General features: G+C 50.0%; 1 protein-coding gene. It reads left to right on the forward strand.

Annotated features, from left to right (window positions below; all coding sequences use genetic code 11):
* Entirely contained in the window at positions 1–13,389 is a 13,389-nt protein-coding gene (locus ICW23_RS04235) for a type I polyketide synthase (protein WP_316936434.1), read from the forward strand.
* Positions 13,390–13,404: the final 15 nt, after the last annotated feature.

A 13,404-nucleotide genomic window follows, 5' to 3' on the forward strand; every position in this document is an offset into this window, starting at 1 on the left:
GTGAAGAACTTCAATAAGCAAATCACTTTATCGCTGAAAAATCCGTTTATTTTACATCATGACGTTTACGGACAAAAAGTCCTTCCGGGATTGGCTTATATTGATATGTTTTATCAGATTTTCAAAGAGCGCGGGTATTCATATGACGGGCTTCAGCTGCGCCATTTATCCATATATCAGCCGCTTATTGCGAAAGAAAACAGCGCCGTCAAGCTTACGGTTGAATGTACAAAGGTAAAAGAAGGGCGCTGGAAACTGACCGCAAAAGGGACTGAGGTCAGCGGCGGACGAGTGCAGCCGGACGAACGTATTTACGTCAAAGCGGAAATGCATGAGACGGCTCCCGCAGTTTTCAGTGACACGCTTGATCTTGACTCTGTCAAACGCGAGGCGGAACGCACCATCGATTTAAATGAGCTGTATGCACAATGCAGAAGCCAGGAATTGGTTCACAGCGGTTATATGAAAGCAGAAGGAGAAGTGTTTGAAGAGCGGGACGGGGTCACCTTTGATTTATCGCTCGGAAAAGACGCGATGGGACAGGCTGGAGGGTTTTTGTTCCATCCGACCCTTCTTGACGGAAGCGGCGTCGGCGCAAACCTATTAATTTCATCGCTGTTAAATGGGGAAAAGAGGCTGTTTCTGCCTCTTTTCTATGAATCTTTTACAGCTTCCGAACCTTTGCAGGCCGGATGCATCACGAGAATCAAACGTTCGTCGCTCCGGCAGGAAAAGGAGCTCATTTACATTACACTGGAGTTTTTTAACGCATCCGGCCGGAAAGTAGCCGAGCTGAAAGATTTCACAAGCAAGCTCGTGCGGGATGCCGAGCTGATCAATACAGAACGAAAGACTGCTGAGAAGTCTCCTGAAAAAGCCGGTTTACCGGAAGTTGCGGCATCGCTTGAAGGCGGACACCGGCATGAGGAAGCAGAACGGTATGTCATGAATCTGATGGCGGAAAAAATCGGCAAGCCGCTTGAACAGATTGATTCTCAAGTCGGCTACTATGAAATGGGGCTGACATCGTCCGGACTGCTTGACGTCGTCGAAACGATCAGCGAAAAAATCGGCGAAACCCTTTCACCGACTTTGCTGTTTGAATATACGACGGCAGCAGAGCTGGCAGCTTTCCTGACTGAGCAGCACGGGAGCCATTTCAGCGCGCCTCCGGCAAAAATGGAGAAGCAGCCGCAAACAGAAAAAAGGCGGAAAAGCAGTGTGCCGCAAGATGAAGATATCGCCATTATCGGGATGGCCGGACGCTATCCGCAAGCCGAAAATATTCACGAATTCTGGGAAAACCTGAAAGAAGGAAAAAACTGTGTCACCGAAATTCCGGAGTCTCGCTGGGACTGGCGCCGATTTGAAAATGTAAAGTCGCCTTCGGGAAAGAGCATTTCAAAATGGGGCGGATTTATTGATGATCCGGATTGCTTTGATCCTCAATTTTTCCGGATTACGCCGCGGGAAGCTGAAACAATGGACCCTCAGGAACGGCTGTTTTTACAAACATGCTGGGAAACGATTGAGGATGCCGGATATACGCCGAAGTCGCTCGCGGAGGCGCGCGGACAAAATAAGAGACAGCGCGTCGGCGTCTTTGCCGGGGTGATGCACAAGGACTATACGTTGGTCGGAGCTCAGGCTTCTTCTGAAGATCATGTATTCCCGCTGTCTCTTAATTATGCGCAGATCGCAAACAGAGTTTCATATTTTTGTAATTTTCACGGGCCGAGCATGGCGGTCGATACGGTCTGTTCATCTTCGCTGACTGCGGTTCACCTTGCTGTGGAAAGCATTCGGCGCGGGGAATGTGAATCGGCTGTTGCCGGAGGCGTCAACTTGTCACTGCATCCGAATAAATATCTGACATACGGTTTATGGGACATGTTTTCAACAGACGGGGTTTGTCATACATTCGGGAAAGACGGAGACGGCTATGTACCGGCTGAAGGAATCGGTGCCGTTTTATTAAAACCGCTGCGGGAGGCGGTAAAAGACGGAGATCGGATTTACGCAGTAGTAAAGGGCAGTGCCGTCAATCACGTGGGAACAGTAAGCGGGATTTCTGTGCCGAGCCCGGTCGCACAGGCCGATTTAATTGAGGAATGCCTGGATAAAGCGGGAATCGATCCGCGCACGGTCAGTTATATTGAGGCGCACGGGACCGGAACGTCTCTCGGCGATCCGATTGAGGTTCAAGGCCTTGTCAAGGCGTTCCGCCAGTACACACAGGACAAGCAGTTCTGTGCCATCGGATCAGTGAAGTCCAATATCGGACATGCTGAATCGGCGGCGGGCATCAGCGGCTTAAGCAAGGTCGCCCTGCAGCTTCACTATAAAACGCTGGTGCCGTCTCTGCATTCCGAGGAGCTGAATCCGTATTTAGATTTTGAACAATCACCGTTTTATGTCCAGCATCAAACAGAAGCATGGCAGCAGCCTTCCGTGACGGAAGACGGAAACGAAACAGTATATCCGCGGCGTGCTGGGATCAGTTCTTTCGGGGCGACAGGTTCAAATGTGCATCTCATTCTGGAAGAATTTATTCCGGAAGAATCACACAGAACAAATGCTGAACCTGCGGAAGAACAGACATTCATTTTCCCGGTTTCTGCCCGAAACGAAGAACGGCTTAAAGCGTATGTTGCGAAGCTATCTGCATTTATTCATCCCGGCGTGCCGCTTGAGGATGCGGCATATACACTTCAGGTCGGCCGTGAGCAGATGGAGGAGCGGGTTGTTTTCACCGCACAGAATATAACACAGCTTAAAGAACGGCTGGGAGGTTTTCTGGCGGGTCAAACGGCCGGCGGATGCTGGCGGAACAGAGCTGATAAAACGAAACAGGCAGAGCTTGCTCCTGACTTGATACATAAATGGCTTTCTTCCGGAAGTCTGGAGATGATTGCTGAGAAGTGGGCCGGCGGAGGAACGATGGATTGGAATCTCTTATACGGTGAAAACAAACCGAATCGGATCAGTCTGCCGACTTATCCGTTTGAAAAAACACGGTATTGGGTGCCCGAGGCGGAGAAAAAAGATTTGTTACCGCAAAAAAATGCAGGCATGCTACACCCGCTCCTGCATGAAAATGTATCAAACATGTCAGGCGTCCGTTTTCGGTCCTCTTTTAGCGGCGGAGAATTTTTCCTGCAAGATCACGTCGTCAAAAACGAGCGGACGTTACCGGGCGCGGCTTATCTGGAAATGGTCCGGGCAGCCGTTGAACACGCGGCAGAAACGAAAGAAGACGGAACAGTCCGCCTGAAGCATGTCGTATGGATACGTCCGTTTACAGCGGCGGATGAGTCCGCAGAATTGTATCTCCGTCTTTATGACGAAGAAAATGGGGACATGGGATTTACGGTTTATCGTGAATCGGCTTCATCAGAACAAGAGCCCGTTCTCTATGCGCAAGGAAGCGCGGCGTTTGTCCGGGCGGGCGAACCGGCGAAAATCGAGATTGACAAATTGAGAGAATCACGCCGTCTGATCACACCTGACGCTTGCTATCAAGCTTATAAACAGATGGGGATTGAATACGGGGATGCTCACAAAGCGGTCACGGCAATCTATGCAAAAGACAGCGAAGTGCTCGCGAAACTCTCACTCCCGTCATCTGTTTCTCATACAAAAGATCAGTTTGTCCTCCATCCGAGCCTCTTGGATGCGGCATTCCACGCGACAATCGGTTTGATGCTTGATAGAGACGGAACTGATATAAGGCCGATGCTGCCGTTTGCTCTGGAGCAGATTGATGTGCTGAAAAGCTGTAAAAGCAATATGTGGGTTTCCATTGCGTACAGCGGCGATAGCAAGCCTGAAGATGCCGTGCAGAAGCTGGATATTGATATATGTGACGAACAAGGCAATGTATGTGTGAAAATGACTGGTTATTCCGCACGGGAAATTGAAACGGATAAAACAGATACACTATTTTTTGAGCACGTATGGGAAGAGAAGGCCGCTGTACATGAAAAAGCGCCAGTCCATTTCAAAACCCGTCACGTGATGATATCTGACCGGTTTACAGAACAGATGAACAGCATACAGACAGACTTCAGCTGTTACGTGCTCCGTGATCAGCATAAGAGTGAAGACGAACGGTTTGAAGCCTGTGCAGTTCAGGCTTTTGAAGAAGTGAAGAAAATCATCGCTTCAAATTCCGGCGGGCGCGAGCTTATTCAGATTGTCGTGCCTCAAGAAGCTGATACGCAGCTCCTATGCGGCTTAACGGGGCTTTTGAAAACAGCGGCGCTTGAAAACCCGAACCTGACCGGCCAGCTGATTGAAGCGGAGCCGGACGTCAAGGCAGACACGCTGTCACGATATGTAAAAGAATGCAGCGCTCACCCTGATGACAATCATATACGCTATGAAAACGGCAGGCGCTATACGGCACAATGGCAGGAAACGGGTCTTGAACAGTTCGGCGCCGAAAAGCCGTGGAAGGATAAAGGTGTTTATCTGATCACAGGCGGTGCGGGCGGTCTCGGATTTTTGTTCGCCAAAGAAATCGCCCGGCATGCAAAAGGCGCCGTTCTTATTTTAACAGGGCGTTCTCTGTTGGATAACCGTAAAAAAGCCCAGCTGCAAGAGCTGTCCGGCCTTGGCGCACAAGCCGTGTACAAACAAACGGACATGACAGATAAACAAGAAGTTCAATCGCTCATAGCGGATATCTGCCGGCAGTACGGCGGCTTAAACGGTATCATTCACAGCGCCGGAACGATAAAAGACAACTATATTCTGAAAAAGAACAAAGATGAACTCCGTGATGTACTGGCGCCGAAAGTCTCCGGGCTGGTTCATCTTGATGAAGCATGTAAGGACATAGAACTTGATTTTCTGATTCTTTTCTCTTCCGGAGCGGGAAGCGCCGGAAGCGCGGGCCAAGCAGATTATGCGATGGCCAATGCGTTTATGAACGCTTTCAGTGAAAAAAGAAACCGGCAAAAGGCCCGAAATGAACGCCATGGACACACTCTTTCAATCTGCTGGCCGCTTTGGAAAGACGGCGGGATGACGGTTGACGCCGAAACGGAAGCCATGCTGACAAAAGAAAGCGGCATGGTCCCTATGAAAACAGAAAACGGCATTCAAGCTTTGTACCGCGGGTGGGCAAAAAAGACATCCCAGATCATGGTGACGGAAGGCTACGCCGCAAAAATCCGGGCGTTTCTGAAAAAATCAGCGGAAGATCAAGAAGATACGGAAAGCGAAACAGAAGCATCGGCAGGCTTTTCATCAGGCGGAGAAAACATGCTTGCGGAAAAAACGGAGCATTTCTTGAAACAGGTGCTTTCGGAAGTAACCAAACTTCCTGTCGGCAGCATTGACGCCAAGGCGCCTATGGAAGATTACGGAATTGATTCGATTATGATTATGCATTTGACGGGACAGCTGGAAAAGAGCTTCGGTTCATTATCAAAAACATTGTTTTTTGAGTACCAGAATATTGAATCGCTGGCGCAATATTTTATGAAAGCTCACCGCGGCACGCTGCTGGAAGTGACCGGAATGAAAATGGAGGAACCCCCTGCAGCCAAACCGGATCTGCCGGAGAAAACAGAAGAAAAGCCTGTATCCTATCGCAGTGAAGGCAAAAAAGGCTTTGCGCAAGTCCGTACAGACACGCGGGAAAATCCAGTGCCGGAGCGTGAAGATATCGCGATTATCGGTATATCAGGACGATATCCGCAGGCCGAAAATCTCCAGGAATTTTGGAAGAACTTAAGTGAAGGCGTTGACTGCATAACGGAAATTCCAAGCAGCCGCTGGGATCACAGCCTTTATTACGACGCTGATAAAGATCAAGAAGGCAAGACGTACGGAAAATGGGGAGGATTTTTGAAAGACGTGGACAAATTTGATCCGCAATTCTTCTCTATTTCGCCCCGGGATGCAAAATTGATGGACCCGCAGGAGCGGTTATTTCTGCAATGTGTCTACGAAACGATGGAGGATGCCGGTTATACGCGCAAAAAGCTGACCGGAAAATCGGGTGACCTGCAGGGCGCCAATGTCGGTGTTTACGTCGGCGTCATGTATGAGGAATACCAGCTTTACGGAGCCGAAGAACAGGCGCGCGGAAAATCGCTCGCCTTGACCGGAAATCCGTCATCCATCGCGAACCGGGCTTCCTATGTATTCGGTTTTAACGGTCCGAGTATGGCTCTTGATACGATGTGCTCTTCTTCTTTAACAGCCATTCACCTGGCGTGTCAAAGCTTGCGGAACGGGGAATGCGAGGCGGCATTTGCCGGGGGCGTCAATGTATCCATCCATCCGAATAAATATTTGATGCTCGGCCAGAACAGATTTTTATCAAGCAAAGGGAGATGTGAAAGTTTTGGAGAAGGCGGAGACGGTTATGTGCCCGGTGAAGGAGTGGGCGCCGTACTCCTCAAGCCGCTTTCTAAAGCGAAAGCGGACGGTGATCATATTTACGGCCTGATCAAAGGAACGGCCGTGAACCATGATGGAAAAACAAACGGGTATTCCGTCCCGAATCCGAACGCCCAAGCCGCGGTAATCAAACAGGCGTTAAAAGACGCGGGAACCGATCCGAGGGCGGTCAGCTACATCGAAGCCCACGGCACCGGAACTTCACTCGGCGATCCGATTGAAATCACGGGTCTGACAAAAGTCTTTTCAGAACAAACACAAGATAAACAGTTTTGCGCCATCGGCTCAGCAAAATCCAATATCGGGCACTGTGAAAGCGCAGCAGGCATCGCGGGGCTGACGAAGGTGCTGCTGCAAATGAAACACAAGAAGCTTGCGCCGTCACTGCATTCCCGGACGCTTAACCCGAATATTGATTTTCCAAGTACGCCGTTTAAAGTGCAGCAGACGCTTGAAGAGTGGAAAAGACCGGTCATAAATGATAAGGAACTGCCGAGAACCGCGGGGCTTTCCTCTTTCGGAGCCGGCGGCGTCAACGCTCACATCGTCATCGAAGAATATACCGCTGATGAGGATAAAGAGACGGCTTTTGCCGCACCTCATCCGTCGATGATCGTCCTTTCCGCAAAAAATGAGAAACGGCTTCAAGAACGGGCGAAACGGCTTCTTGATGCACTGCGGAGCGGGTGTTACAAGGAAGCGGATCTGGGCCGGATCGCCTATACGCTTCAAACCGGCCGTGAAGCGATGGAAGAGCGTCTCGGTCTGATTGTCAGCAATTTGCGCGAGCTTGAAGAAAAACTTGACGGATTTACGGGCGGCAAAGATTCAATTGATCAGCTCTACCGCGGACAAGTCAGACAGAATAAAGACACGATGGCGCTGTTTGCGGCTGATGAGGACATGGAAAAAACCATTGAGGCATGGCTTGAAAAAGGCAAAGCCGCAAAGGTACTAGAGCTTTGGGTAAAGGGCCTTCCGCTCAATTGGGATAAGCTGTATCAAATGGGCAGACCGCAAAAAATCAGTCTCCCGGCTTACCCGTTTGCAAAAGACCGTTATTGGATCGACACATCAGCTGATGCAGCTGTCAAAAAACCGGTGGAAACAAAGCCTGCACCGATCGCACCGGAGGCCGCTCCGGAACCGGTCATTAAAGCAGCACCTCTTTGCGAGGAGACTTCGAAAGAAAAACCGTCCAACATTACATTGCAGCCTTTGAGCGGCACGGAATCAAAAAGAACGGAACAGCCCGCTGACCGTCCGGCGGTTTCCGTTGAAAAAGTAAGTGCCGAATTAACTGAAAGTTTGGCGGACGTTTTATATATGGATCCCGGCGATATCGACGCAGACGACACTTTTATTGATATCGGTATGGATTCAATCACTGGTCTTGAATGGATAAAGGCCGTTAATAAAACGTACGGCACGTCTCTTACGGTGACGAAAGTATATGATTATCCGACCATCCGCCAGTTTGCGGCCTTCTTGCAAAAAGAGCTCGGGACAGAACCGATCCTTGAGGAAGTAACCGAACCGCAGAAAACGGAGGCCGTGAACAAACCGTCCAACATACTTCTGCAGCCTTTAACCGCTCATAAGCAGCCGGTGATACAGGCAGAAGCGGATATTCTCGAGGCGATGTCTGAAACGGCAGCTTCCGCCGAACCGGAAGAACCGATTGAAGCGGTGCATGACGAGTTATCGAAAGCACTTGCTGATGTATTGTACATGGAACGGCATGAAGTAGATATTGATGAGGCCTTTATTGACCTGGGCATGGATTCGATTACCGGTCTTGAATGGATAAAAGCCGTCAATAAACGGTACGGCACGGACTGTAACGTAACGAAAGTGTATGATTATCCGACCATCCGTCAATTTGCCGATTTTCTGCGCACGCAGCCGTCCATCCGCGGCAGAAAAAAACAGGCGGTTCCTGTACGTCCAAAGCCGCTTACGCAGGAGAAAACACCTGCCGAGCCGGAGAGATTAACGGTTCAAAAGGAACCTGAACCGGTGCAGGCCAAACGGGAGCCTAATGACGAGATGGCGGACGTGATAGCCATCGTCGGCATGTCGGGCAAGTACCCGGATGCGCCGGACCTAAAGACATATTGGGACAACTTAGCCCGTGCGAAAAACGCCATTCGCGATATCCCGCTTTCCCGCTGGGATGTAAACCAATACTATGATCCGGCCTTAAACAAGAAGGGCAAAGTATACTGCAAATCAATCGGTATGCTTGACGGCATTGAAGAATTTGATCCGCTGTTTTTTAATATTTCTCCGTCTGAAGCTGAACTTATGGACCCGCAGCACCGGATATTTTTACAGGAAGGCTTTAAAGCCTTTGAAGATGCGGGCTACAGCTCAAAAGAATTAAGCGGGAAAAATTGCGGCGTTTATTTAGGGATTATGAACAATGAATACGGCATGATGTTAAATAAACATCAGACAGGAGGAAGTGCAACGGGCAACAGTTTCAGCATCGCGGCGGCCCGCCTGGCGTATTATCTCAACTTGAAAGGGCCGGCGATTCCGATCGATACGGCATGCTCATCGTCTCTTGTCGGGACTCATTTGGCGCGTCAGGCGCTGTTGAATCATGAAATTGACATGGCGCTTGTCGGCGGCGTCACCTTGTATATAACGCCTGAATCATATATCAGCATGTGTGAAGCCGGAATGCTGTCTCCTGACGGCCAATGCAAAGCATTTGATAACAGCGCAAACGGATTTGTGCCTGGCGAAGGCGCGGGGGCGCTCGTTCTGAAAAGGCTGAAAGATGCGGAAGCCGATCAAGACCATATTTACGGAGTCATTATCGGATCCGGAATTAACCAGGACGGAAAAACAAACGGCATTACCGCACCGAGCGCGAAAAGCCAAATGGATTTAGAGCGCCAAGTGTATGAAACGCACAACATCCACCCTGAGAGCATCACCTATGCGGAAATGCACGGCACTGGCACAAAGCAGGGGGATCCGATTGAATTAGAAGCTTTATCTTCTGTATTTAAGGAAAAAACGGACCGAAAACAATTTTGCGCCATCGGTTCGGTTAAATCGAATATCGGACATACGTCGGCGGCGGCAGGCGTAGCAAGCGTCCAGAAAGTTCTGCTGTCGATGAAGCATCAAAAGCTTGTGCCGAGTCTTCATTTCAGCACGCCGAATGAACATTTTGATTTCGATGACTCGCCTTTATTTGTCAATACCGAACTCAAACCTTGGGAAACAGGCGGAGCACCGCGGCGGGCCTGTGTCAGCTCATTCGGCTACAGCGGCACAAACGCTCATCTCGTCATTGAAGAGTACCAGCCGAAAGACCGGGACAGCCGAAAACCTGATGAGACAAACATTTTTGTACTGTCGGCGAAAAAAGCGCCGCAGCTAAAAGCCTATGCCGAGTCGATGATCGAATTTGCAAAAGCCAATCAGGATATCCATCTTTCAGATATGGCGTACACGCTTCAAACCGGGCGTGACGCAATGGACTACCGTCTTGCGGTTACAGCCGGTTCGAGAGAAGAACTGATCAGCCGTTTAACCGATTTTGTATACAGCAATACGGGTGAAGGGATATATGAAGCCCACATCAAAACGGCAAAAAAAGAAATCAAAGCATTTGAAACGGACGATGATATGAAGCAGCTTGTCAGGTCATGGTTCGATAAGAAAAAATATGGCAATATAGCGGAATTGTGGGCAAAAGGGCTTCACGTGGACTGGAACAGACTCTATCAAGGCGAAAAACCACGCAGAATCAGTCTGCCGGCTTACCCGTTTGCCAAGGAGCCGTACTGGCTGCCTCAAGTGAAATCTGCATCGGAGGAAACGGAAGACCGGCGCGAAGCTGTACTTTTAGAAAAGCAGTGGGTTCCGTGTGAGATCGAGTCTGCCGATGAAAAAAGCGTTCAGAAGGTCATGATTCTGGCTGATGCAAGGACAAGGGGACTTGCCGAAGAGACTGCAAAGCATTTCGATGACTCGTTCATTCTCCCGGTCGATTCGGCTGACACGTCAGCTGCCGCTTGGAGCCGCATAGATGGCGCAATCGATCTGACGGGATGCGGAGACGAAGACCTTTCACTGGAAGGGATCAGCCGGCTCCAGACTCTGATTGATACGAGCCACCGTCAAGCGCGGCCGCTGACCCTGCTGTATGTAACAAAAGGCTTGGAGCCGTTTCAGCAGAAAACGATTCATCTCGCAGGAGCGGCAAAAAGCGGCTTGTACAGAATGCTGCAAAGTGAGTATCAAAACGTGACGTCAAGACACATGGATGCCGATACCGGTACAAATCAGCAGACACTTGCCAAACAGATTGCGGATGAATTTTCAGCGGACAGCACAGAACCGGAAGTCTGCCTCCGAAACGGACAGAGATACCGCGCTGTATTCAGGGAGATTCCAAAATGGGAGCGATCAGAACAACAGCCCGCACCGTTCCCGGAAGATCATGTGCTTTTCATTACCGGAGGGACGAGAGGGCTCGGTCTTTTATGCGCACGCCATTTCACAGAAAAACACGGCGTGAAAAAAGTGGTGCTGACAGGCAGGGAGCCGATTCCTCCCCGCCATGAACGGTCAGCTGTGAATACACGGCTGAAAGAGAAAATACGGGCGATTGAAGCGCTAGAAGCAAAAGGTGTGCAAGTAGCGGTCATCAGTCTGAAATTGTCTGACCGTGATGCGGCGGCAGCGGAAATTGAAACGATCCGGCGCACGATGGGACCGATCGGCGGGGTCATTCACTGTGCAGGCTCGGTTAATTCAGTAAATCCGGCGTTTATCAGAAAGACAGCTGACGACATACAAGAAGTGCTGGAACCGAAAGTCGCCGGGCTTCAAACTTTAAGCAGCCTTTTTACAAATGATCCTTTGCGATTCTTCGTCTTATTTTCTTCCGTATCTGCTGTCGTTCCGGCGCTTGCCGCGGGGCAGTCGGATTATGCGATGGCAAATGCGTACATGGATTATTTCGCGGCTGCTCATCAGCATCAATATCCGATGGTCAGCATTCAATGGCCGAATTGGAAGGAAACCGGATTGGGTGAAGTCCGCACAGAAAGCCTGAAGCAGACCGGACTTTTAGGACTGACGAATGCGGAAGGGATTGACTTGCTGGACCGCATTTTGTCTGAAAACATCCGCCCGGCCGTTCTGCCGGCCATCGTTGATCGAAGCGGATGGCATCCTGACAGGCTGCTCAGTCAAAAGAAAAAACAAAAAGAGGCTGAAGCAGAAATAAACGGTCAAATCGAGGAAAAACAATCAGACTCAGACCTTCTTTTTGATACGAAGGCATGGCTTGTAAAACTGTTTTCTGATGAGCTGAAAATCGCTCCGGATGAACTGGAAACAGACGAACCGTTTCAGGATTACGGGGTTGATTCGATCATTTTAGCGCAGCTTTTACAGCAAATGAATCAAGCGCTCAAAAAGGACTTAGATCCGTCTGTTTTATATGAACATCCGACGATTGACGCGTTTGCCGAATGGCTTGTATCCAACAGTCAGCCGCTTCTCACAAGGAAGGAATCTGATACAGAAACCGCGGTTCCCGCCAATGTGCAAACCGTTCAAGCTGAACAAAACCGATATGCCGAAAATGAAGACATTGCCGTCGTCGGAATGAGCTGCCGCTTTCCGGGAGCGGAATCGTTAGAACAATATTGGGATTTGCTGAGAAACGGCAGGTCCGCGATCGGCTCCGTGCCGGCCGAACGATTCGGTTACGAAAATCAGTATGTTGCGGGCTTGATTGAACATATGGATCACTTTGATTCCGATTTCTTTTTCATACCGGAAAACGACGCGAAAGCGATGGATCCTCAGGCATTGGCGGTGCTGGAAGAAAGCGTAAGGCTTTGGTGCCATGCCGGCTATACCCGTGAAGAAATCAAGGGTATAGAAGCCGGTGTGTATATCGGAGGCCGCAGCCAGCATCAGCCTGATCGTGAAAGCCTTGCGAATGCCCGCAATCCGATCGTTGCGGGCGGGCAGAACTATTTAGCTGCAAACGTTTCGCAATTTTTTGACCTGCGGGGGCCGAGCATCGTGCTTGATACGGCTTGTTCATCGGCTTTGACAGGAATGAATATGGCCGTACAGGCACTGAGAAGCGGCGATATCAAAATAGCGGTAGTCGGCGGTGTCAGTATGCTGAACACGGATGCGGCGCACCGGATGTTCCAAGAGCGCGGTCTGTTAAACGAAAAACCGGTATTTCATGTATTTGATAAGCGTTCAGGCGGCGTTGTCCTCGGAGAAGGCGTGGGCATGGTGCTGTTAAAAACGGTAAGCCAGGCGCAAAAAGACGGCGACACGATACACGCAGTCATTAAGGCCGCCGCCATGAATAATGACGGCAGAACGGCAGGACCGTCAGCCCCTAATGTTCAGGCGCAAAAAGACGTTATGCAAAGCGCGCTTTTAAAAAGCGGTAAGAAGCCGGAGGATATCACTTATATCGAAGCAAACGGATCGGGTTCCGCTGTGACTGATTTACTTGAGCTGAAGGCGATTCAATCCGTATACCGCTCAGGTCAGCATGTTCCGCTCGGCATCGGGTCAATCAAGCCGAACATCGGGCACCCGCTTTGTGCAGAAGGGATCGCAAGCTTTATAAAAGTCGTATTAATGCTGAAACACAGACAAACGGTTCCGTTTCTCTCAGGGGATGAACCGATGCCGCATTTTGATATAACAAAGACCGATTTGTATTTTGATAAAACAGCCGGCGAATGGGATGCAGCCAGACCGTCTGCGGCCATCAACTGCTTTGCCGACGGCGGAACGAACGCCCACATCATTTTGGAAGCTTGGGAAGAAAAAGATACTCGACTGAAAAGAAAGCCGCTGCCGGCACCGTCATTAAGACGTAAGGGTCTCGTAAAAGAACCTGATGCACCGGTGAAGAAACAAGAGCTTCCTGCCAAGAAAATGTTCTGGAAAGCATTTAAATAGAGAGGAGTGGGAAGA

It is taken from the genome of Bacillus sp. 1021 (genome assembly GCF_014534735.1).
Classification (GTDB): Bacteria; Bacillota; Bacilli; order Bacillales; family Bacillaceae; genus Bacillus; species Bacillus siamensis.